The following is a 22,826-nucleotide window of genomic DNA, read 5'->3' as shown; positions in this document are numbered from 1 at the left end:
TACGAGCCGCGAAACGGACACGACGAGCTCGCCCGGTCACGCTTCGGAACGGTCGTGCACGGGGTGTCGAAACCCGCCGCGCGAACCGGGTCGCGACCGGCCGGGCGTTGCTCGCTTCGGAGCAGCGACGAGGCGGCCGAACGGGTGGGCGACCATGGAGATGCGGCCGCCAGTGGTACCGGTAGCCTTGCGCGACGTGCCTTCCGCGGTCGCGACCGCCCCGCCTCGACCCACCCACGTCGAGCCGGTGGCGATCAAAAAGCTCGCCGATGAGATCGGCGCGCGCGTGGTGCGCGCACCCGGTTGCCCCGCTGCCGACGTAGCGGTCACCGGTGCCACACTCCGCGCTCAACACGTGCGTTCCGGCGACGTCTTCGCCGCCCTGCCCGGCGTGCGCGTGCACGGCGCGGACTTCGCCGAGCAGGCGCTGGACGCGGGCGCGCACGCGGTGCTCACCGACGCCGAGGGCATCCTCCGCGCCGGGCTGACCGAGCACCCCGCCGTGCGCGAGGGCCGCGTCGCCCTGCTGGAGCACGACGACCCGCGCGGCGTCCTCGGCGCGGCCTCCGCGCTGATCTACGGCGATCCGTCCAGCAAGCTGCAGATCCTCGGCGTCACCGGCACCTCCGGCAAGACGACCACCAGCTACCTGCTGGAGTCCGCGCTCAACGCCGCCGGGCTCACCACCGGCCAGATCGGCACGGTGGAGACCCGCATCGCCGGTGAGCGCCTGGACAGCGCCTTCACCACGCCCGAGGCCCCCGACCTGCAGGCGCTGCTGGCCGTGATGGTCGAGCACGACGTCAGCGCGGTCGCGATGGAGGTCTCCAGCCACGCGCTGGCGATGGGCCGCGTCTCGGGCACCCGCTTCGCCGTCGGCGCCTTCAGCAACCTGTCCCAGGACCACCTGGACTTCCACCGCGACCTGGAGGACTACTTCCAGGCCAAGGCGCTGCTGTTCGACGGCCGCGCCGAGCGCGAGGTGGTCTGCGTGGACGGCGACTGGGGCCGCAGGCTGGTCAAGTCGGGCACGATCACCGTCACCACCGAGCCCGGTGAGGCCGACTGGACCGCCACCGACGTCACGGCGTACCCGACCGGCGAGCAGACCTTCACCGCGCACGGCCCCGACGGCCTGGAGCTGCCGATCCGCCTGCGCCTGCCCGGCCCGTTCAACGTGGCCAACGCGCTGCTGGCGATCGGCGTGCTGCACGCCGCCGGGGTGCCGGTCGACGCCATCGAGCAGGGCCTGGCCGAGGTCGACGTGCCCGGTCGCATGGAGCGTGTCGCGCTCGGGCAGGACTTCACCGCTGTGGTGGACTACTCGCACAAGCCCGGCGCGGTCTCGGCCGTGCTGGACGCCGCGCGGGCGCAGGTCGACGGTGACGTCATCGTCGTCCTCGGCTGCGGAGGTGACCGCGACACCGCCAAGCGACCGCTGATGGGCGAGGCCGCCGCACGGCGGTCCGCGCTGCTCATCGTCACCGACGACAACCCGCGGAGCGAGGACCCGGCCGACATCCGGGCCGCGATGCTGGCGGGGGCCCAGGAGGTGCCCACCGGCGAGCGTGGTGAGGTGATCGAGATCGGTGACCGCCGAGCGGCCATCGTCGCCGCGGTCGAACGCGCCAAGCCCGGCGACATCGTGGTCGTCGCGGGCAAGGGCCACGAGACAGGACAGGAGGTGGCGGGCGTGGTGCACCCCTTCTCGGACCGGGAGGAGTTGGCCGCCGCGCTGCGCCATAGGCTTGGCCGCAACGAAGAAACCCAAGATCGTCGGGGGCGGGACACCACAGCGGGCGCGTGAGCGCCGCAACGCTGGGCAGCAGACCAGGAGGCCGGGTGCGAACCCGGCCTGCCGGGCGCGGGTGTCCCGCGAGAACACCGAGGAGGCAGGTTGATCCGGCTCAGCCTCGCTGACATCGCTTCGGCGGTGGACGGCAGGCTTCACCGTGCGGAAGGTTCGGAGATCGTCAGCGCCGGGGTCGAGTTCGACTCGCGCAAGATCACCGAGGGCGGGCTGTTCGTGGCCGTGCCGGGAGAGCGCGTCGACGGGCACGACTTCGCCGCGCAGGCGATCGCCGACGGCGCGACCGGCGTGCTCGCCGCGCGCGAGGTGGACGCCCCCGCAGTGCTGGTGCCGACGGCACCGGTCGAGGAGCGCTCCGGCGCGATGGCGCTGGCGGGTGACACCGACGGCACCGGAGCGGCGGTGCTCAACGGGCTGGCGAAGCTGGCCCGCCACGTCGTGGACCGGCTCCCGCAGCTGGCCGTCGTGGGCGTCACCGGCTCGTCCGGCAAGACGTCCACCAAGGACCTGATCGCGCAGCTGCTGACCCCGATGGGGCCGACGGTGGCGCCGCCCGGCTCGTTCAACAACGAGCTGGGCCACCCGTGGACCGTGCTGCGCGCCGACGAGAGCACCCGGCACCTGGTGCTGGAGCTGTCGGCTCGCGGCGTCGGGCACATCGCCGCGCTCTGCGAGGTCGCGCCGCCGAGCATCGGCGTGGTGCTCAACGTCGGTCACGCGCACCTCGGCGAGTTCGGCTCGCAGGAGGCGGTCGCGCAGGCCAAGGGCGAGCTCGTCGAGTCGCTGCCCGAGGACGGCGTCGCGGTGCTCAACGCCGACGACCCGCTGGTGGCGGCGATGGCCGAGCGCACCCGGGCGCGCGTGGTGTTCGTCGGCGAGTCCCCGAACGCGCACGTGCGCGCGGAGGACATCGACGTCGACGAGCTCGCGCGGCCCACGTTCACGCTGGTCACCGCGGCCGGTGAGGAGCGGGTGACGCTGCCGCTGTTCGGCGAGCACCACGTGGGCAACGCGCTGTCGGCCGCGGCCGTCGCGCTGGAGCTCGGCGCGACGCTGCCGCAGGTCGCCGAGCGCCTCGGCTCGGTCGAACGCGTCTCGGCCCGCCGCATGGAGGTCGCCGAGACCCCGGGCGGCGTCACCGTCGTCAACGACGCCTACAACGCCAACCCCGAGTCGGTGCGCGCCGCGCTGAAGACGCTGGCCGCGATGACCCGGGGGCGCTCCGCGCGGGCGTGGGCCGTGCTCGGGCCGATGGCCGAGCTCGGCGACGCCGACGTGGAGGCGCACGACGAGATCGGACGGCTCGCCGTCCGCTTGAACATCGACCGGCTCGTGGTGGTCGGCGAACAGGCCCAGGCGATGCACCAGGCCGCATCGCTGGAGGGGTCGTGGGGAGAGGAATCGGTGCTGGTTCCGGACATCGACGCGGCCGTCGCGCTGCTGCGCGCCGAGCTGCGTCCCGGTGATGTGGTCTTGACCAAGGCGTCCAACTCCGCCGGTCTGTGGCGGGTCGCGGAAGCCTTGTTCGCCGATGGCGGTAATGGAGAGCAGCAGCAGTGAAGCCGATTCTGATTTCCGCCGCGGTGGCGCTGGTGGTCTCGATCCTGTTCACGCCGTACCTGATCCGGGTGTTCTCCCGGCAGGGCTTCGGGCAGGAGATCCGCGAAGAGGTGCAGGGCACCCACGCCGCCAAGCGCGGCACGCCGACGATGGGCGGCATGGCCATCCTGGTCGCGATGTGGTGCGGCTACCTGGTGACGCACCTGGTGATGGGCGATCAGCCCACGGCCACCGGGCTTCTGGTGCTGGGGCTGACCACGGCGCTGGGCATCGTCGGGTTCCTCGACGACTTCATCAAGATCCGCAAGCAGCGCAACCTCGGTCTGAACAAGACCGCGAAGCTGGTCGGCCAGCTGGTGGCCTCGGTGCTGTTCGCGATCCTGGCGATCCAGTTCCCGAACCGCAACGGCGTCACGCCGGCGTCGGTGGACCTGTCGTTCCTGCGGGACATCACGGTGATCTCGTTCGGCGCGGTCGGGTTCGTGATCTTCGCCTACATCGCGATCAGCGGCTGGTCCAACGCCGTGAACTTCACCGACGGCATGGACGGCCTGGCCGGTGGCACCGCGGCGATGGTGCTGGCGACCTACGTGCTGATCTCGTTCTGGCAGCTGCGCAACGACTGCTTCGGCGCCGGTCCGGCCCCGGGCTGCTACACGGTCCGCGACCCGCTGGACATCGCGGTGGTCGCGGCGGCGGCGATGGCCGCCTGCGTCGGGTTCCTGTGGTGGAACGCGGCACCGGCGAAGATCTTCATGGGTGACACCGGTTCGCTGGCGCTGGGCGGTCTGCTGGCCGGCCTGTCGATGGCGACCCGCACCGAACTGCTGATGATCATCATCGGCGGTGTGTTCGTCGTCGAGGCGCTGTCGGTGGTGCTGCAGATCGTGGTGTTCCGGACGACCCGGCGACGGCTGTTCCGGATGGCCCCGTTCCACCACCACTTCGAGCTGGCGGGCTGGGCCGAGACCACGGTCATCATCCGGTTCTGGGTGCTCGCGGGCATCAGCTGCATGTTCGGCGTCGGCCTCTTCTACGCCGACTGGCTGGCACTGGCCCGGTAATGATGTGTCCGTGGTCGTCCTGCGCAGCGGAACCTGAGCGGCTCCGTGGACCGCGGGTGCCACTCCTGATGCATGTCCGATGCACGGCGGAGTGGCCGTCCTCGCCACGAAGCCGCTCAGAACGCGCGGCGGTGCGAGTGCCTAGGGTGGTGCCGAGCGGCTTCGCCGCTTGAAGACGATGGTTCGGGTTTTCGACGAGCAGGGAGGCGGGGCCGTGAGCCGGTACCGAGGGAAGCGGGTGCTGGTCGCCGGTGCCGGGGTGTCCGGGCGGTCGGCGGCGGAGGCGCTGCTGGCGGCGGGCGCGGAGGTGACGGTGACCGACGGTTCCGCCGATCGGCTCGCCGCCCTCGCCTCCCTGGAATCCCAGGGCGCGCGGCTGGTTCCGGGCCTCGACGCCCCGCAGGAGGGCACCGACCTGGTGGTCACCAGCCCCGGCTGGCGGCCCACCGCGCCGCTGCTGTCGGCCGCCGCCGACGCCGGGGTCGAGGTGATCGGCGAGGTCGAGCTCGCCTGGTGGCTCGACCAGGAGAAGCCCGAAGGGCCCTCGACCTGGCTCGCGGTCACCGGCACCAACGGCAAGACCACCACCGTGAGCATGCTGGAGTCGATCCTGCGCGCCGCCGGTGAGGACGTCGTGGCCTGCGGGAACGTCGGACTGCCGGTGGTGGACGCGGTCCGCGCCGGCAACCGGGTGCTGGCCGTGGAGCTCTCCAGCTTCCAGCTGCACTGGCAGTCCGCGCTGCGCCCGAAGGCCGCCGCGGTGCTCAACCTCGCCGACGACCACCTCGACTGGCACGGCTCGCTGGAGTCCTACGGCGAGGCGAAGGCGAAGGTGTTCGCGGGCAACGAGGTCGCGGTGTTCAACGCCGACGACACCTGGTCGACCCGGCTCGTCGCCGCCGCCGAGGGGCGGCACGTGTCGTTCACCCTCGACGCCCCCGCCGAGGGGCAGCTCGGCGTCGCCGAGGACCGGCTGGTGGACCGCGCTTTCGGTCCCGGAGCTGTCGGCACCGACGTCGTGCTCGCCCAGCTCTCCGAGGTCCGCCCGGCGGGTCCGCACAACGTCGCCAACGCGCTGGCCGCGGCCTCGCTGGCCCGCGCGCACGGCGTCGCGCCCGAAGCCGTGGCCGAGGGTCTGCGCACCTTCGAACCCGGCGCGCACCGCTCGGTGGTCGTCGCCGAGAGCGCCGGGGTGTCCTACGTGGACGATTCCAAGGCGACCAACCCGCACGCCGCCGACGCCGCCCTGCGCGCCCACGACTCGGTCGTCTGGATCGCGGGCGGCCTGCTCAAGGGCGCCGACGTCGACGAGCTCGTCCGCGCCAACGCCGGCCGCCTCGCCTCGGTGGTGCTCATCGGCCGCGACCGCGCCGAGTTCTCCGCCGCACTCGGCCGACACGCCCCCGATGTGCCCGTGGACGAGGTCGCAGCGGGGGACGATGCGGGCATGCTCGAAGCGGTTCGCCTCGCTCATGACCACGCGCGGCCCGGTTCGGCGGTCCTGCTCGCCCCCGCCGCCGCGTCCATGGACATGTTCACCGACTACGCCCACCGCGGTCGCGCCTTCGCCGACGCGGTGCGCGCGGTGCTGTCCGGAACCCCGGCGACGACCCGCGGCGGGTGATCGGGTGGCCACCGCCGCGACGAAGACCGCTGCCGACCGAGAGCCCCGCAAGCGCGCCGGGGTGACCGTGCTGTCCACCCTGACGGCCTGGCTGACCCGCCCGCTGGCCTCGTTCCACCTGCTGCTGGCCGTCTTCGGCCTGCTCACGGTGTTCGGCTTGGTCATGGTGCTCTCGGCGTCCAGCGTCGACTCGTTCAACAAGGACGGCTCGTCCTACAGCGTGTTCGTCAAGCAGGTCATGTACTGCGGCGCCGGACTCGTGCTGTTCTACATCGCGCTGCGCGTGCCGGTGCGGCTGCTGCGCCGCTACAGCCTCGGGCTGCTCGCCTTCTGCCTCGGCCTGCTGGCGTTCGTGCTGATCCCCGGCGTGGGCACCGAGCTCAACGGCGCCCGCAGCTGGTTCGTCGTCGGCGGCGTGTCCTTCCAGCCCGTCGAGTTCGCCAAGGTCGCCTTCGCGCTGTGGGGCGCGCACGTGCTGGTCACCAAGCGCGGCCTGATGACCCAGTACCGGCACCTGCTGGTGCCCGTGGTGCCCGCCGCGCTGCTGATGTTCACCCTCGTGATGCTGCAGCCCGACCTCGGCTCCACGATCACGCTGTTCGTGGTGCTGCTCGCGCTGCTGTGGTTCGCGGGCGCGCCGCTGCGGCTGTTCGGGATGATGGCTCTGGGCGCGCTCACCGGCGGCATCATGCTGGCGATGATCGCCGAGTACCGGATGGCGCGGCTGACGTCGTTCCTCGACCCGGCCTCGGACCCGTCCGGCAACGGCTACCAGGCCATGCAGGCGCTGTTCGCGCTCGCCGACGGCGGGCTGATGGGACGCGGTCTCGGCCAGGGCTGGTCGAAGTGGCAGTACCTGCCCAACGTGCACAACGACTACATCTTCGCGGTCATCGGCGAGGAGCTCGGGTTCATCGGCTGCGCCGTGGTGCTCATGCTCTACGCCACCACCGCCTACGTCGGCATGCGCATCGCGTTCCGCAACACCGACCCGTTCATCCGGCTCGTCGCGGCGACCCTGACGACTTGGCTCATCGGCCAGGCCGTGATCAACATCGGCTACGTGGTCGGCCTGCTGCCCACCACCGGACTGCCGCTGCCGCTGATCTCCTCCGGCGGGTCCTCGGTGGTCACCAGCATGCTCGTGTTCGGCCTGCTCGCGAACTTCGCCCGGCACGAGCCCGAAGCCATCGCCGCGCTACGGTCTCTGGGACCGGGGCGGGTCGGCAGGCTGCTGCGATTGCCCACCCCGGCGCCCTACCGTCCGCCGGCGAGGCGGAAGACTTCCCGGCCCGTTCCCAAGACCCGGCCCGGTGCCAAGAGCGCGGGCGCGTCCGGAACGCGCCGGAGCGGAGCACAACCCCGCGCACGAGGTGCGCGCAGCGGGCCCGGATCGCGGGCTCAGACACGAGGAGGACACCGTTGAGCGGGGACCAGACGGTCCGCATCCAGCACATGGGTGCGCCGCAGGGCGCTGCGATGGGCACGCGCCGACTGTCGGTGGTGGTCGCGGGAGGCGGCACCGCGGGGCACATCGAACCGGCCCTGGCGCTGGCCGACGCGGTACGACGCGTCCGCCCCGACGCGCAGATCACCGCGCTGGGCACCGAACGCGGCCTGGAGAACCGGCTGGTCCCGGCCCGGGGCTACCCGCTGGAGCTGATCCCGCCGGTGCCCATGCCCCGCAAGCCCAACGCCGACCTGCTCAAGCTGCCGCTGAAGGTCCGCGAGTCGGTCCACCAGACCCGCGACGTGCTCGACAAGGTCGGGGCGCACGTGGTCGTCGGCTTCGGCGGCTACGTCTCGCTGCCCGCCTACCTCGCCGCCCGCGGCCGGGTGCCGATCGTGGTGCACGAGGCCAACGCGCGCGCGGGCCTGGCCAACAAGGTCGGCGCCAAGCTCGCCGCTCGAGTCCTGTCCGCCACCCCGGACAGCGGACTGCCCGGCGCTCAGACCATCGGCATCCCGCTGCGCGAGTCGATCACCCGCCTGGACCGCTGGAAGCTGCGGATGCAGGCGCGCCAGCACTTCGGGCTGCACCCGCACGCCCCGACGATCCTGGTCTTCGGCGGGTCGCAGGGCGCGCAGACCCTCAACACCGCCTTCTCCGGCGCCGCGCAGGCCCTCGGCCGCGCGGGCATCGGCGTGCTGCACGCGCACGGGCCGAAGAACAGCGTCGCCATCCAGCAGGTCATGGGCGCCCCGATCTACCGGACCGTGCCCTACCTGGAGCAGATGGACCTCGCCTACGCCGCCGCCGACCTGGTCGTGTGCCGCTCCGGCGCGATGACCGTCGCCGAGGTCTCCGCCATCGGCCTGCCCGCGGTGTTCGTACCGCTGCCGCACGGCAACGGCGAGCAGGCGCTCAACGCCCAGCCCGTCGTCAGCAACGGCGGCGCCCGGCTCATCGCCGACGGCGAACTGACCCCGCAGCGCGTCATCGACGAGATCATCCCGATGGCGCTCGACCCGCAGCGGCTGCAGATGATGAGCCAGGCGACCATGGGCAGCGGTCACCGCGAGGCCGACCAGGTGCTCGCCCGCATCGTGATGGAGGTGGCGGGTCAATGACCGCCGACATGGACCGACTGCTGGAGCGGGTCCACCTCGTGGGCATCGGCGGCGCCGGGATGAGCGGCATCGCCCGCATCCTGCTCGCCCGGGGACGCCAGGTCTCCGGCTCCGACGCCCGCGACTCCCGGACCGTCATGGCGCTGCGCGCCCAGGGCGCCGGCATCGGGATCGGGCACCACGCGGAGAACCTCGACCTGCTCGAACAGGAACCGACCGCCGTGGTGGTCTCCACCGCGATCCGGCAGGACAACCCCGAGCTCGTCGCCGCCGAGGACCGCGGCATCACCGTGCTGCGCCGGGCCGAGGCGCTGGCCGGGCTGATGGCCGACCACCGCGTCGCCTGCGTCGCCGGAACCCACGGCAAGACCTCGACGACGTCGATGCTCACCGTCGCCCTGCAGCACTGCCGGATGGACCCGTCTTTCGCCATCGGCGGCGACCTCAACGAGTCCGGCGCCAACGCGCACCACGGCGACGGCGGCATCTTCGTCGCCGAGGCCGACGAGAGCGACGGGTCGTTCCTGTCCTTCGCGCCGTCGGTGGCCGTGGTGACCAACGTCGAACCCGACCACCTCGACCACCACGGCACCGCCGAGGCCTACACGAAGGTCTTCGAGGACTTCATCGGCCGCATCGAACCCGGCGGCGTGCTCATCGTGTGCTCCGACGACCCGGGTGCCGAAACCCTCGCCGGGAAGGCCGAATCCGCCGGTCTGCGGGTCCGCCGCTACGGCTCCGGCGCCAGCGCCGACGGCGACGCGCGGCTGACCGGCTACCGCGCCGAGCACGGCGTCGGCGTCGTGTCCGTCGAGCTGGTGGGCGTGGCCCCCGAGCCGATCGACGTGCGGGTCGCGGTCCCCGGCGAGCACATGGCGGGCAACGCCGTCGCCGCGCTGCTGGCCGGTCTGGAGCTCGGAGCCCCGATCGAGGGCATGCTGGAGGGCCTCGCCGCTTTCGGCGGCGTGCGGCGCCGTTTCGAGTTCAAGGGCCGCGTCAACGGCATCCGCGTCTACGACGACTACGCCCACCACCCGACCGAGGTGGCCGCGCAGCTGCGCGCCGCCCGCCCGGTCGCCGGTGCAGGCCGGGTCGTCGTGGTGTTCCAGCCGCACCTGTTCTCCCGCACCGCGACGTTCGCGGCCGAGTTCGCCGAGGCCCTGGGCCTGGCCGACGAGGTCGTCGTGCTCGACGTCTACGGCGCCCGCGAGGACCCGCAGCCGGGCGTGACCGGCAAGCTCATCTCCGACGCCATCCCGCTGCCGGGCGAGCACGTGCACTTCGAGCCGTCGTTCACCGACGCGGGACCGCGCGTCGCGGGCCTCGTGCGGCCCGGTGACCTGGTGCTGACGATGGGCGCCGGTGACGTGACCATGCTCGGCCCCGAGATCCTCGGCGAACTCGACCGGGCCGCCGGTTCCGGCGGCAACGGCAACGGGGAGGAGCAGGGGTGACCGAGCGGAGCGCGGCGGAGCGAGCGCGGCGCCGCCCGGTGCGCCGGAGCGCGCCGCCCGCTCCGGCCTGGCGGCGCTTCCTGCTGCCGGGCTTGCTGGCGGTGGCGACCGTCGGGTTCCTCGTCGTCTACTTCTCGCCGCTGCTGGGCGTGCGCTCGGTGCAGGTCGAGGGCAACCAGGGCCTGGACTCCGAGAAGGTGCTGCAGGCCGCGGAGGTCACCGAGGGCACGCCGATGCTGCGGGTGGATCCGGCGAAGATCCGCGAGAACCTGCGCGCGCTGCCGAAGATCGCCGACTCGCAGACGGTCCTGGACTGGCCGTCCACGGTCCGCATCCAGGTCACCGAGCGGGTCCCTGCGGCCTACTTCCGCGCCACCGACGGCGTCCGGCTGCTCGACGTGGCCGGGGTGCCGTTCGAGACCGTCGCCGCCCCGCCTCCGGGGGTCCCGGAGCTGCGCGCGCCGAAGGCCGCCGCCGACGACCCCACCACCCGCGCCGCCCTGTCGGTGCTGGTCGCGCTGCCGGTCCCGGTGCGCGCGGAGGTCCGCGCGGTGGTCGCGGAGGGCCCGGACGACCTGAAGCTGGAGCTCACCGAGGGGCGCAGCGTCGACTGGGGCCCGCTGAAGGAGACCGCGCGCAAGGCGCAGATCCTGCCGCCGCTGCTGACCCGCCCCGGCAAGGTCTACGACGTTACGACGCCCGCGCTGCCCACGGTGGCCTGAACGGCCGTCAGCGAACGGCACCGGATCAAGATCGTTCCGCTCGCGCTACCGTGTGCAGCGTGTTCAGGGTGAGTGGTGAAGCGCCGGAGGCGGTCTTCTCCGGAGGTGCCGGTGCGGCGGAGCGAACCCGCCGCTTACGACCCGTGCCCCCTCCTCCGCCGCCCGCGCCCCGGGCGCCTGCGGTCGACCTCGCCGAGGCGGAGGAGTTCCTGCGGCTGTTCCACGCCGAGAACCGCGTCGACGCCCCGGTCCAGCAGCGGCTCGCGCGGATGCGCTACGAGGTCGACACGACCGGAACCTACCGGCACACCCCCGACGAGCTGGCCTACGGCGCGAAGGTGGCCTGGCGCAACAGCGCTCGCTGCATCGGCCGGTTGTACTGGCGCAGCCTCAAGGTCCGCGACCTGCGCGACGTGCACACCGTCTCCGGTGTGGCCGCGCACTGCGTCGAGCACCTGCGGATGGCCACCAACGGCGGCAAGATCCGCCCGGTGATCAGCGTCTTCCCGCCGGAGACCCCGCAGCGCCCGGCGCCGCGGATCTGGAACGAGCAGCTCATCCGCTACGCCGGCTACCGCAACTCCGACGGATCGGTGCTCGGCGACCCCCGCTACACCCGCTTCACCGAGGCCGTCACCGGCTTCGGCTGGCGGCCCCCGGCCGCGCGCAGCGGGTTCGACGCGCTGCCGCTGGTGGTGGAGACCCGCGAGGAGGGCGCGCACATGTTCGCGCTGCCCCCGGACGCGGTGCACGAGGTGCCGATCACGCACCCGGAGCTGCCGTGGTTCGCCGAGCTCGGACTGCGCTGGCACGGCGTCCCGGTGATCAGCAACATGCGGTTGCGCATCGGCGGCATCTCGTACCCGGCAGCCCCGTTCAACGGCTGGTACATGGGAACCGAGATCGGCGCCCGCAACTTCGGCGACACCGACCGCTACAACCTGGTCCCGGTGGTGGCCGAGCGGCTCGGCCTGGACACCTCGCGGGAGGACACCCTCTGGCGCGACCGCGCGGTGGTCGAGCTCAACCGCGCCGTCCTGCACTCCTACCACCAGGCGGGCGTGACGATCACCGACCACCACACGGAATCCCACCGCTTCCTCACGCACCTGGCCAAGGAGGAGTCGGCGGGCCGCAAGTGCCCTGTCGACTGGTCCTGGATCGTCCCCCCGATGTCGGGCTCCCAAACCCCGGTCTTCCACCGCTACTACGACGAGGAAGCCCCGGGCCCCAACTACTTCGGAGACGACGACGCCACCCACCGAGCCCTCACCGGAGGCCCACCCGCCTTCGCCTGAGCCGAAGCTCGTGCGCGGCTGCGGCCTCCATCCCGTCGGCATCGGCGTTCCGGGCCCCGAGGTGCGCACCAGTGGACAGTTTTAGCCATAATCACCCATGATCAATGTCCCTTTTGTCCGGTCAATTATGGCTAAAACTGTCCGCGGCCCGGCAGGGCTCCCACTCGGAGAGCGGATTGACGGCGTGATCGCGGCCACCTAGCGTGCCTGGTAATCGTTTGCTGGGCTGCTGGGGGTGGTCGAGTGACCGGATCGGTGGGGCGTCGGACGTTCTTAGGAGGCATGGCCGCAGCAGCGGCCGGGCCCGCGCTGGTGAGCTGCGCGCCGAAACCCCGCGAGCTGAGCCTGTGGAACTTCTACGGTCCCGGCGGGCAGCAGAAGTCGCAGAGCGACTGGTTCGTGCGGCTCGCCGAGGAGTGGAACGACACCCACGACATCAAGGTCCGGCTGCGCTACGTCCCGAACAAGGACTACAAGTCCGGCCCGACCCTGCAGACGTCGTTCAGCGCCGGAGCCGGACCGGACGTGTTCCTGCTGAGCCCCGGCGATTTCCTGCGCTACTACAACGGCGGAGCGCTCGCCGACCTCACCCCGCACCTGGACCCGGCGGTGCGCGCGGACTTCCTGCCGCAGGTGATGGAGACCCGGCTCGTCGACGGCCGGATCTACGGGCTGCCGATGGAGATCGAGCCGCTGGCGCTGTTCTACAGCGAGGAGATCCTCGAGCAGGAACGCCTCTCGGAAGGCGACCTGCCGCGCACCTGGGATCAGCTCCTGGAGCTGTCCCAGCGCCTGACGAACCGGGACCGCTTCGGCCTGCTCCTGGAGACCAACCCCGGTTACTACGAAAACTTCACGTTCTACCAGTCCATGTGGATGGCCGGCGGTGAAGTCTTCAGTCCCGACCACCGCAGTTCCGCCTTCGACAGCCCGGAAGTCCACCGGGCGCTGAAGTTCTGGCAGGACACCGTCACTCGCGGCGTCGCACCTCGTCGAGTGCGGGGGACCGGCGGCAACGACTCGATCTCCAACATCGCCGACGGCTACTGCGCCATGCAGCACCTCGGCATCTGGGGCATCGCCGAGATCGCCGAGCAGGCACCGGATTTCCGCTACGGCGTCCTGCCCATGCCCACCCCGCCGGGCGGCACCTACACGACCGCGCTGGGAAGCTGGGCGATGGTCGCCAACGCGATGAGCGAGAACGCCGACGCAGCAGCGGAGTTCGTCGTCTGGGCGCTGGGATCGGCCGATCCGTCGTGCATCGAGCGGATGCGCCGCTGGAACACCGTCGCCAAGACCAACATCCCGCCCCGCCACTCCGTGCGGCGCGCGGCCGAGGAGCGCGGTGCGTTCGACGACGGCCCGATGCGCGTCTTCGCCGACGAGGTGATGGCGCAGGCCCGCCCGGAGCCGCGCTACCCGCCGGAGGTCTACCGCGCCGTCTCCGACGCGCTGCAGTCCTGCCACCTCGGCGGCGGTGACCCGGCCGGAGCCGCCGGAGCGGCCGCCGAGCAGATCGACACGTTCCTGTCCACCTACGACGGAGCGCAGATCAATTGAGCCGCACGAGGAGTTCCGACGCCCCCGCCGCAGCCGCGTTCCTGGCGCCGGACGCGCTGGGGCTGCTGCTGTTCATCGCCCTGCCCGCGCTGCTGGCGCTGCTCGTGGGCTTCTTCCAGGTCGACGGCTTCGGCAACATCGAGTGGGCCGGTCTGGAGAACTTCCGCCTGATGATCGGGGACGGTCTGCTGTGGAAGAGCTTCGGCATCACGATCGGCTACGCGGTGCTGTTCGTGCCGCTGGCGTTCTTCGCCGGGCTCGGCCTGGCGCTGCTCGTCTCGGACCACTTCCCGGGCGTGGCGGTGGTGCGGGCGGCGCTGTTCCTGCCCAACGCCGTGAGCCTGGTGGTGATCGGTCTGCTGTGGCAGTTCCTGCTCACCGACAAGACCGGCGCGGTGGCGAAGCTGACCGGTCTCGACGAGGTGTCCTGGCTCGGTGATCCGACGCTGGCGCTGCTCACGCTGGTGCTGATCAGCGTGTGGTTCCTGATGGGCTACCAGATGCTCATCTTCCTGGGCGGTCTGCAGGACATCCCGCGCGAGTACTACGACGCGGCCACTGTGGACGGTGGTGGGCCGTGGCAGCGGTTCCGGCACGTCACCTGGCCGATGCTGCGGCCGACTAGCTTCTTCGTGCTGGTCACCTCGCTGATCAACGCGGTGACCGGGCTGCAGGTGTTCGACCTGGTCTACGTGCTGACCTCCGGCGGGCCGGCGAACTCCACCACCACGGTCGTCTACTACGCCTACCAGCAGGCGTTCCTGTTCGGCCGCTTCGGTTACGCCTCGGCGATCTGCGCGCTGCTGGTCGTCGCGCTGGGAGCGATCACCGGAGTCCTGTTCGCGCTGACCAGGGGAGGGCGGTTCGATGCCTAGAGTCCGGGTGCTCGCCGCGTACCTGATCGCCTTCGGCACGGTCGCGCCGCTGCTGTGGTTCCTGCTCAGCGCTTTTCGGCCGGAGTCGGAGCTCTACAGCCTCGGCTGGCCGCACGAGCTCACCCTGGCCAACGTCGCCTACGTGCTCACCGAGGTGCCGTTCCTGCGCTACCTCGCCAACAGCGCGTTCGTCGCGGTCACGGTCACCGTCATCGCCCTGTTCCTGCACTCGATGGCCGCCTACGCGCTGGCCCGCCTGTCGTTCCGGGGACGCGGTGTCGCGTTCGCCTCGGTGGTGGCGACGTTGCTGATCTCGCTGCCGGTGATTCTGGTGCCGCTGTTCATGGTCGTGCGGGCCTTGGGCCTGGTCGACACCTACGCGGGGCTGATCGTGCCGGGCCTGTTCAACGCCTTCGGCGTCTTCCTGCTGCGGCAGTTCTACCTGGGCATCCCCCGCGAACTGGAGGACGCGGCCCAGCTGGACGGCTGTGGCCACTGGCGCATCTACTGGCACGTGGTCCTACCGCTGAGCCGACCGATGCTGGCCGCTCTGGCGGTGCTGTTCTTCCTGGCGAACTGGAACTCGTTCCTCTGGCCGCTCGCCGTCGCCCAGGACGAGTCGCTGCGCGTGGTCCAGGTCGGCATCGCCTCCCTGCAAGGCCAGTACGCCTCGAAGATGCACTACGTCATCGCCGCAGGTGCTCTCGCCGCCCTGCCGACGGTCCTCGTGTTCCTCCTCGGGCAGCGCTGGCTCGTCCAATCCCTCAAGACCACCGGCCTGCGCTGAACAGCGACGCAGTCTCAACAACACGGATTACGGCCGTATTCGGGTACCGGATTACGGCGGTATTCGGGTACCGGATTACGGCGGTATTCGGGGACCCGATTACCGGCGTAATCGGGGTTCGAGAGGTGAGCGGCGCGCTCTGTCGGGGGTCGGTCGTAGCGTGGGGGTGTGCGGGCGGCTCGGTTGGTGTCGTTGTTGTGCTTGTTGCAGGTGCGGGGGTGTGCGACCGGGCCTGAGCTGGCGCGTGAGCTGGAGGTGTCCGAGCGGACCGTGGCCCGGGACGTGCTGGCGTTGGCCGAGGCCGGGGTGCCGGTGTACGCCGAGCGGGGGCGGGCCGGCGGGTACCGGTTGCTCGGCGGGTACCGGTCGAAGCTGACCGGGTTGCACCGGCGGGAGGCCGAGGCGCTGTTCCTGTCCGGGGTGCCCGGGGCCGCGGTCGAGATGGGCCTGGGGGAGGCCGTGGAGGCGGCGCGTCGCAAGACCGCGGCTGCGCTGGCTCCGCCGTTCCAGGACGCGCCGGAGCGGGTGGGGCAGCGGTTCCACCTCGACGCGCCCCGCTGGTTCCGGGAAGCCGAGACGCCCGCCGCGCTGGCCGAGATCGGCCGGGCCGTGTGGGGCGACCTGCGGATCACCGCCGATTACCGGCGCGGAGACCGGGTCGTCCGGCGGGAGCTCGAACCGCACGGGCTCGTCCTCAAGGCCGGGACCTGGTACCTCGCGGCGCGCTGCGACGGGCGGTTCCGGACCTACCGGGTCGACCGGTTCGCCGAGGTCGCAGCGGGGGAGGAGTTCGCTCGCGACGAGACCTTCGACCTGGCCGAGTTCTGGGAGCGCACCGCCGAGGAGTTCGCGCGCTCGCTGCTCACCCTCGACGTCGAGATTCGCTTGAGCCCCACCGGACTCCGCCGGCTGCGCTTCGCCATCGACGCCGCCGCCGTGGACGGAGCCGAGGCGCGGGCCGGAGAACCCGACGAGCACGGCTGGGTCCGCACCACCTTCAAGGCCGAATCGCAGCAGGTCGCGTTCTCCCAGATCCTCGCGCTCGGGCCGGAAGCCGAGGTCCTGGTGCCGGAAGCGCTGCGCCAGGACCTGGCCCGGGCCGCCGAGCGGTTCGCGGCGCTCTACCGGTAGTCGGCCGCGTCCCCCTCGCCGCCGACCCACTCGACCTCCAGCGCGAACCGCCAGCAGTCCGGCTGCGAGCCGTCGGTGTCGGTGAAGCCGTACTGCCGGGCCAGGAAACCGCTGGACAGCGATTGCGTGTTCCAGCGGGCCACCTCGGGATCGCTCGCCAGCGCGACCACTGCTCGGCCGATGTAGGCGGGGGATTCGGCGATCGCGAAACCCGGTGGGGCGATGGTGGATTCGCGCCAGGTCTCCTCGGTGACCTCGTAGTGCTCCAGCATCATCTCCGAGCGCAGCCAGCCCGGCGTCAGCGACACCGCCGTGCCGCCCAGCGGGGCGAGCTCCTCGCCCTCGGCGCGGGCGAGGCGGTGCATCGCGGTCTTGGCGATGTCGAAGAACGCGCCGCACTCGTTGCGGTAGAAGCGGTCGTTGACCTCGGCGGTGCCGTCGGTGAGCTCCACGACCAGCCCACCGGGTCGCTCGCTCAGCAGCGCCAGCGCGAAGTGGGCGGTGATCATGTGGGCCTCGATGCCGGTGCGGAGCCGCTGCAGCCCCTTGGTCAGGTCCTGCTCCCAGATCGGCTTGTCCCAGTCCATCAGGTGCTCGCCGCCGAGGTCGTTGACCAGCACGTCCAGCTTTCCCCGCTCGGAACCGATGCGCCGCACCAGTTCCCGCACCTCGTCGGGGACGGTGTGGTCGACGCGGACCGCGATCCCCTCGCCGCCCGCGCGGGTGACGGCCTCGGCGGTGTCCTCGATGGTCTCGGGCCGGTCGTAGTCCGAGCGCCGGGTGCGCGTGGTGCGCCCCGTGCAGTACACCGTCGCGCCCGCCGCGCCGAGCTCGACGGCGATGCCGCGCCCAGCTCCTCGCGTCGCGCCGGCCACCAGGGCGACGGTTCCTCGCAGATCTCCGGTCATGGCCGCGTTCCTCCCGCTCTCTCCACGTCGTCGGAGCCGACGGTGGCAGGTCAACCAGACATCCGCGGTCCGGATTTCCGGCGCTGTCCGCTGCGAGAAAGGCGTTGTGGATTCGCGACTGCCTCAACCGGGTGAGCGGGCGGCCAGGTACGGTGTTCGTTGTGGTGATCACGTTCGCGACGGGGTCATCGCACGGGGAGGAACGAGAAACTGGGCTCGCTGCGGCAACGGGCGGACCCGCTGAGCGACACGGACGACGTCGGGGCGGAAACGACGAGGTGCACAGCACAAAACTGCTGCTACCGAAACCGGCGTGGCTGCTGGACGCAGGGGCGAGATCACGCCTACGGTCCGGACCGGGCACGGGATCGGATGTACGGCAATTCCCGTGCCGGCGACCAGGGGGAGCCGCATCGGCGGCACCGGCTCAGCGGCCGTCCCGGCGGTCGATGCAGAGAGCACACCAGCCACGATCAGGAAGGCGGATCCGATGACGCCCCCGCACAACTATCTCGCGGTGATCAAAGTCGTCGGCATCGGTGGCGGCGGCGTCAACGCCGTGAACCGCATGATCGAGGTCGGGCTCAAAGGTGTTGAGTTCATCGCGGTGAACACCGACGCGCAGGCCTTGCTGATGTCCGATGCCGACGTCAAGCTCGACATCGGGCGCGAGCTCACCCGCGGTCTCGGCGCCGGTGCGGCGCCTGAGGTCGGCCACAAGGCCGCCGAGGACCACGCGGAGGAGATCGAAGAGGTCCTCAAGGGCGCCGACATGGTCTTCGTGACCGCCGGTGAAGGCGGCGGCACCGGAACCGGTGGCGCCCCGGTGGTCGCCAACATCGCGCGCAAGCTCGGTGCGCTGACCATCGGTGTGGTCACCCGGCCGTTCTCCTTCGAGGGCAAGCGCCGCGCGTCCCAGGCCGAGCAGGGCATCAAGGAGCTGCGCGACTGCTGCGACACCCTGATCGTCATCCCGAACGACCGGCTGCTGCAGCTCGGCGACATCGGCGTGAGCCTGATGGACGCGTTCCGCTCGGCCGACGAGGTGCTGCTCTCGGGTGTCCAGGGCATCACCGACCTGATCACCACGCCCGGTCTGATCAACCTCGACTTCGCCGACGTCAAGAGCGTCATGTCCGGTGCGGGAAGCGCCTTGATGGGCATCGGCTCGGCGAGGGGTGATGGCAGAGCCGTCGAAGCCGCGCAGAAGGCGATCAACTCGCCCCTGCTGGAGGCCTCGATGGAGGGCGCCCACGGAGTTCTGCTGGCCATAGCGGGTGGTTCCGACCTCGGCCTGTTCGAGATCAACGAGTCGGCGTCGCTGGTCCAGGAGTCCGCGCACCCCGAGGCCAACATCATCTTCGGTACGGTCATCGACGACTCGCTCGGCGACGAGGTCCGGGTCACGGTGATCGCGGCCGGTTTCGACTCCGGCACGCCGACGCACAAGAAGCTCGAGCCGACCCGGGTCGGCGGTCGCAGCGACGAGGGCGAGGCGCCCGCGCCGAAGGCCGACAAGCCCGCGACCGAGGCTCCGCAGCAGACCACGACCAGCGCTCCCGCGCAGTCGGTCCCGGCCCAGCCCGAGCAGCAGGCTCAACCCGCTCAGCAGGTTCAGCCCGTTCAGCCCGCGCAGCCGGTTCAGCAGTCGGAGCCCGTTCCGGAGCGGCCGGCGACGCCGCAGGTCGAGCAGCAGGCGGCGCCCCAGCAGTCGGCGCAGCAGCAGGCGGCCCCCCAGCAGTCGGCGCAGCAGCAGTCGAGCTACCAGCCGTCGAACCCGACAGCGCCGAGCCAGCCGCAGCAGCGGTCCTACGGCGGTGACGGTTCGTCGACCGGGCAGCAGGGCGTGTCGGTGCCGGGTCGCACCAGCGGCTACCCGACGCACTCGACCGGTCCGGCTCGTTCGGGCGGGCTGCCGAACCGGGCCGTCCCGGTGGGCGACGACAACGACGACGACGTCGACATTCCGCCGTTCATGCGGCGCTGACGGATGAGCGAGAATCGACACCGGAGACCCAGCGTCTCCGGTGTCGATTTCTTTTCTCAGGAGGATGGACAAGGTGCGGATTCGGCGCGTGACCACCACGCGGGAGGGCGGCAGCTCCAAGGCGCCGTTCGACTCCTTCAACCTCGGCGGCAAGGTCGGTGACGAGCCGGAGGCGCTCGCGGCCAACACGCGCAAGCTGGCCGACGGCATCGGTCTGCCCGAGGACCACCTGGTGTGGATGGAGCAGATCCACGGCCGCACCGCGACCACCGTGGACGGTCCGCAGGACGCCCCGGCGGAGGCCTCCGACGCGCTGGTCACGGCGCGGCCTGGCCTGGCGCTGGTGGCGCTGACCGCGGACTGCGTTCCGGTGCTGCTGGGCGACCCCGAGGCCGGGGTGATCTCCGCGGTCCACGCGGGACGCGTGGGCGCGCGCGTGGGAGTGCTGCTGGAAGCGCTGAAGTCGATGCGCGAGGCCGGGGCTCGGCTCGACCGGGTGGAGGCGCTGATCGGGCCCGCCGCTTGCGGCGCCTGCTACGAGGTGCCGCCGGAGATGCAGGCCGACGTCGAGAAGCACCTGCCGGGCAGCGCCTGCAAGACCCGCAAGGGCACCACCGGACTGGACCTGCGCGCGGGGCTGTTCGAGCAGCTCGCCCAGGTCGGCATCGCCAAGATCGGCGTCGACCCGCGCTGCACGATGGAGACCCCGGAGCTCTACAGCCACCGCCGCGACAACGGCAGGACCGGGCGCTTCGCGTCGGTGATCTGGATGGAGGACGAGTGACTCCGGAGGAGCGCCGGGCCGAGCTGGCCGAGTCGCTGGCGGAGGTCCGTGAGCGACTCGCGAAGGCCTGCCGCGCCGCGGGCCGGTCTCCCGAGGAGGTCGAGCTGCTCGCTGTGACGAAGACCTTCCCGGCATCCGATGTGGCTCTTCTCTCCGATCTCGGCCTGTCGGCGTTCGCCGAGAACCGGGAGCAGGAGGCGCGCGGCAAGGTCGCCGAGTTCGCGGAGCTGCGTCCGGAGGCCGCGTCGCGCTGGCACATGGTCGGGCAGTTGCAGCGGAACAAGGCGCGGGCGGTGGCCCGGTGGGCAGACGTCGTCGAGTCGGTCGACAGCGAGCGGCTCGCCGAGGCGCTCGCGCGCGCCGCGGCCAACGCCCTCGACGCGGGCGAGCGGGAGCGCCCGCTGGACGTGTTGGTGCAGGTCAGCCTGGACGGGACGACCGGTCGGGGCGGTGCCGCGCCCGAGGACGTTCACCGGCTCGCAGAAATGATCGCTCGAAGGAGCGATCTTCGACTGCGGGGCGTGATGGCTGTTGCTCCATTGGGAGGCGACCCGGTTGTGGCGTTCACCACACTTTCGTCGATCTCCGAGCGCTTGCGAGTCGATCACCCCGAAGCTGTTGAGGTGTCGGCGGGGATGTCCGGTGACCTGGAGAGTGCCGTTGCCCACGGCTCGACCAGGGTGCGTGTCGGAACCGCGTTGCTCGGCGGGCGGCGGTTAACCTCGCCGTAGCCGTCAAAAGGGGGTCGAAGGCCGGCCGCCTCGTGCTCGGTGTCAGGGAGCCGCAGAGGAAGGGCATGCCGATGAGCGCTCTGCACAAGTTGAAGGCCTACTTCGGCATGGTCCCGGCCGACGAGGTGGACGAGTACGAGGACGAGATCGGCTACCGGGACCGGTACGACGATGACCGTCCCGCGTACGACTCCCGTCCGACCTACGGCGACCGGGCCGCGTACGACGACGACCGGGGTGCGCCCCGGCGCAGGTCGGCGGGCACCCGCGGCGGTTTTCAGGCCGATGCGGAGACCGAGTCCTACGCCGAGGAGTTCCGCGAGTCGCCGCGACCCCGTCGGCAGTGGGCGCCGGAGACGGCGTCCCGCAGCACTCTGCCCAACGATCAGCCGCGAAGCGAGAGCGTTTCGCGTCTGCGGGCGGTGACCGACACCGGTACTCAGTTCAACTTGAGCAAGATCACAACTCTGCATCCGCGCAGCTACAGCGAGGCGCGGACCATCGGCGAGCAGTACCGGGACGGTACGCCGGTGATCATGAACCTGACCGAGATGGAGGAGGCCGACGCCAAGCGCCTGGTCGACTTCGCCGCAGGTCTGGCGTTCGCGATGCGGGGTTCGATCGAGAAGGTCACCAACCGCGTGTTCTTGCTCTCACCGCCCAATGTGGACGTGGCGGCCGAGGACAAGAGGCGGCTAGCAGAGGGGGCCTTTTTCAACTACGGGTGAGTGGTGGCACAGTTGAGGCGTGAACCCGGTGCAGATCGTCCTGTTCTACGTTCTGTTCTTCTTCTGGCTCCTGCTCACGGCGCGTATCGTGGTGGAACTCGTTAGAGTGTTCGCTCGCGACTGGCGGCCCGTTGGGGGGGTTGCAATCGCGTTGGAGAGCATCTACACAGTGACCGACCCACCCGTAAAGTTGGTGCGTCGGGTGATTCCGACGGTCCGGATCGGCGGCGTCGGACTGGACCTATCGATTATGGTGCTGCTGCTGGTCGTGTTCATACTGATGCGACTGGTGCAACCGGCCGGGTGACGGGGAACCCGACCGACCCGCAGCTGCCGAAGGAGTGCGTGAGGTGATCTTGTGGGCCTGACCCCCGCCGACGTGCATAACGTCGCGTTCAGCAAACCTCCGATCGGCAAGCGGGGCTACAACGAGGACGAGGTGGATGCATTCCTCGACCTGGTTGAAGCCGAGCTTGCCCGGCTGGTTGAGGAGAACAACGACCTGCGTGGCCAGGTGGAGCAGCTGGAGACCCAGCTGCAGTCCGCCCAGGTCGACCTGGACGACGCTCGCAGCCAGGCTGCGTCCGCGTCGGCCGCCGCAGCCTCGGCTCCAGCCGCCCCCGCGGAGGAACCGCGCCGGCTCACCCCGGTTCCGGCGCCGACCGCTGCCGAGCAGACCTCGCCCGGCGGCGACCACCACGTGCAGGCCGCCAAGGTGCTCGGCCTCGCGCAGGAGATGGCCGACCGGCTGACCGGTGAGGCCAAGGCCGAGGCCGACGGCATGCTGTCGGAGGCCCGGACGAAGTCCGAGCAGCTGCTGTCGGAGGCTCGTTCGAAGTCCGACAGCATGGTCAACGAGTCCCGGACCCGTGCCGAGACGATGCTCAACGACGCCCGCACCCGGGCGGAGACGCTGGAGCGGCAGGCGCGCGACAAGGCAGCCAGCCTGGAGCGCGACGCGCAGCGCAAGCACGCAGAGGTGATGGGCAACATCACCAACGAGAAGAACGCCCTCGAGAAGAAGATCGAGACTCTCCGCACGTTCGAGCGCGAGTACCGCACTCGGCTGCAGACGTACCTGGAGTCTCAGCTGCGAGAGCTGCAGGACCGAGGCTCGGCCGCACCGGCGGAGAGCAACGGGAGCGGCAGCCGCTCCTCCGGTCAGCAGGCCACCAGCTACAGCTTCGGGGCGAGGGCGGCCGAAGCGGGCTGATTCCCCGATCAAGACT

General features: G+C 71.1%; 20 protein-coding genes. 19 read left to right on the top strand and 1 reads right to left on the bottom strand.

The window, feature by feature from the left end; genetic code table 11:
• The first annotated feature begins 160 nt into the window (after window positions 1-160).
• The 13 genes from QFW96_RS07050 to QFW96_RS06990 all read left to right on the top strand — a co-directional run bounded on the left by QFW96_RS07050 (window position 161) and on the right by QFW96_RS06990 (window position 16,459).
• Window positions 161-1,807, top strand: coding sequence for a UDP-N-acetylmuramoyl-L-alanyl-D-glutamate--2,6-diaminopimelate ligase (locus tag QFW96_RS07050; RefSeq protein WP_281454738.1), 1,647 nt, complete (start codon window positions 161-163; stop codon window positions 1,805-1,807).
• 90 nt (window positions 1,808-1,897) lie between these two features.
• Entirely contained in the window at window positions 1,898-3,370 is a 1,473-nt protein-coding gene (locus tag QFW96_RS07045; protein ID WP_281454737.1) for a UDP-N-acetylmuramoyl-tripeptide--D-alanyl-D-alanine ligase, read from the top strand.
• Window positions 3,367-4,434, top strand: coding sequence for a phospho-N-acetylmuramoyl-pentapeptide-transferase (mraY, locus tag QFW96_RS07040; RefSeq protein WP_281454736.1), 1,068 nt, complete (start codon window positions 3,367-3,369; stop codon window positions 4,432-4,434). Before QFW96_RS07045 ends, mraY begins: the two co-directional genes overlap by 4 nt.
• A 178-nt stretch (window positions 4,435-4,612) precedes the next feature.
• On the top strand, window positions 4,613-6,058 hold the full coding sequence (gene murD, locus QFW96_RS07035; protein ID WP_425524733.1) for a UDP-N-acetylmuramoyl-L-alanine--D-glutamate ligase: 1,446 nt from the start codon (window positions 4,613-4,615) through the stop codon (window positions 6,056-6,058).
• A gap of 4 nt (window positions 6,059-6,062) precedes the next feature.
• Window positions 6,063-7,484, top strand: a complete 1,422-nt coding sequence (gene ftsW, locus QFW96_RS07030; protein ID WP_425524724.1) for a putative lipid II flippase FtsW — start codon at window positions 6,063-6,065, stop codon at window positions 7,482-7,484.
• A 29-nt stretch (window positions 7,485-7,513) separates the two neighbouring features.
• Entirely contained in the window at window positions 7,514-8,629 is a 1,116-nt protein-coding gene (gene murG, locus QFW96_RS07025; RefSeq protein ID WP_281455155.1) for an undecaprenyldiphospho-muramoylpentapeptide beta-N-acetylglucosaminyltransferase, read from the top strand.
• Entirely contained in the window at window positions 8,626-10,083 is a 1,458-nt protein-coding gene (gene murC / locus QFW96_RS07020) for a UDP-N-acetylmuramate--L-alanine ligase (protein ID WP_281454734.1), read from the top strand. Before murG ends, murC begins: the two co-directional genes overlap by 4 nt.
• Window positions 10,080-10,805, top strand: coding sequence for a cell division protein FtsQ/DivIB (locus tag QFW96_RS07015; RefSeq protein WP_281454733.1), 726 nt, complete (start codon window positions 10,080-10,082; stop codon window positions 10,803-10,805). Before murC ends, QFW96_RS07015 begins: the two co-directional genes overlap by 4 nt.
• Window positions 10,806-10,948: 143 nt before the next feature.
• On the top strand, window positions 10,949-12,103 hold the full coding sequence (locus QFW96_RS07010) for a nitric oxide synthase oxygenase (protein WP_281454732.1): 1,155 nt from the start codon (window positions 10,949-10,951) through the stop codon (window positions 12,101-12,103).
• 282 nt (window positions 12,104-12,385) lie between these two features.
• On the top strand, window positions 12,386-13,666 hold the full coding sequence (locus tag QFW96_RS07005) for an ABC transporter substrate-binding protein (RefSeq protein ID WP_281454731.1): 1,281 nt from the start codon (window positions 12,386-12,388) through the stop codon (window positions 13,664-13,666).
• Window positions 13,663-14,541, top strand: a complete 879-nt coding sequence (locus tag QFW96_RS07000; RefSeq protein ID WP_281454730.1) for a carbohydrate ABC transporter permease — start codon at window positions 13,663-13,665, stop codon at window positions 14,539-14,541. Before QFW96_RS07005 ends, QFW96_RS07000 begins: the two co-directional genes overlap by 4 nt.
• Window positions 14,534-15,328 (top strand): carbohydrate ABC transporter permease, encoded by a 795-nt coding sequence (locus QFW96_RS06995; protein WP_281454729.1) that lies wholly within the window; start codon window positions 14,534-14,536, stop codon window positions 15,326-15,328. Before QFW96_RS07000 ends, QFW96_RS06995 begins: the two co-directional genes overlap by 8 nt.
• Before the next feature lie 168 nt (window positions 15,329-15,496).
• Entirely contained in the window at window positions 15,497-16,459 is a 963-nt protein-coding gene (locus QFW96_RS06990) for a helix-turn-helix transcriptional regulator (protein ID WP_343231360.1), read from the top strand.
• Here the strand turns inward: QFW96_RS06990 and QFW96_RS06985 are convergent.
• Window positions 16,450-17,367, bottom strand: a complete 918-nt coding sequence (locus tag QFW96_RS06985; protein WP_281454728.1) for an SDR family oxidoreductase — start codon at window positions 17,365-17,367, stop codon at window positions 16,450-16,452. The two genes, QFW96_RS06990 and QFW96_RS06985, sit on opposite strands and share 10 nt — an antisense overlap.
• A gap of 490 nt (window positions 17,368-17,857) precedes the next feature.
• Between QFW96_RS06985 and ftsZ the strand changes: the two genes are divergently transcribed.
• The 6 genes from ftsZ to wag31 all read left to right on the top strand — a co-directional run bounded on the left by ftsZ (window position 17,858) and on the right by wag31 (window position 22,810).
• Window positions 17,858-19,354 (top strand): cell division protein FtsZ, encoded by a 1,497-nt coding sequence (gene ftsZ / locus QFW96_RS06980; RefSeq protein WP_281454727.1) that lies wholly within the window; start codon window positions 17,858-17,860, stop codon window positions 19,352-19,354.
• 73 nt (window positions 19,355-19,427) lie between these two features.
• Window positions 19,428-20,138: a peptidoglycan editing factor PgeF gene (gene pgeF, locus QFW96_RS06975; protein WP_281454726.1), complete on the top strand. Its 711-nt coding sequence runs from the start codon at window positions 19,428-19,430 to the stop codon at window positions 20,136-20,138.
• Window positions 20,135-20,869, top strand: coding sequence for a YggS family pyridoxal phosphate-dependent enzyme (locus QFW96_RS06970; protein WP_281454725.1), 735 nt, complete (start codon window positions 20,135-20,137; stop codon window positions 20,867-20,869). The genes pgeF and QFW96_RS06970 overlap by 4 nt, the downstream gene beginning before the upstream one ends.
• A 71-nt stretch (window positions 20,870-20,940) precedes the next feature.
• Complete coding sequence (locus QFW96_RS06965) at window positions 20,941-21,597, top strand: cell division protein SepF (RefSeq protein WP_281454724.1); 657 nt, start codon at window positions 20,941-20,943, stop codon at window positions 21,595-21,597.
• Window positions 21,598-21,616: 19 nt separating this feature from the next.
• Entirely contained in the window at window positions 21,617-21,904 is a 288-nt protein-coding gene (locus tag QFW96_RS06960) for a YggT family protein (RefSeq protein WP_093413156.1), read from the top strand.
• 51 nt (window positions 21,905-21,955) lie between these two features.
• Entirely contained in the window at window positions 21,956-22,810 is an 855-nt protein-coding gene (gene wag31 / locus QFW96_RS06955) for a DivIVA-like cell division protein Wag31 (RefSeq protein ID WP_281454723.1), read from the top strand.
• Window positions 22,811-22,826 lie beyond the last annotated feature (16 nt).

The sequence above is a fragment of the Saccharopolyspora ipomoeae genome (assembly GCF_029952525.1).
GTDB lineage: Bacteria > Actinomycetota > Actinomycetes > Mycobacteriales > Pseudonocardiaceae > Saccharopolyspora > Saccharopolyspora ipomoeae.
This window is presented reverse-complemented; position numbering and strand designations above follow the sequence as displayed.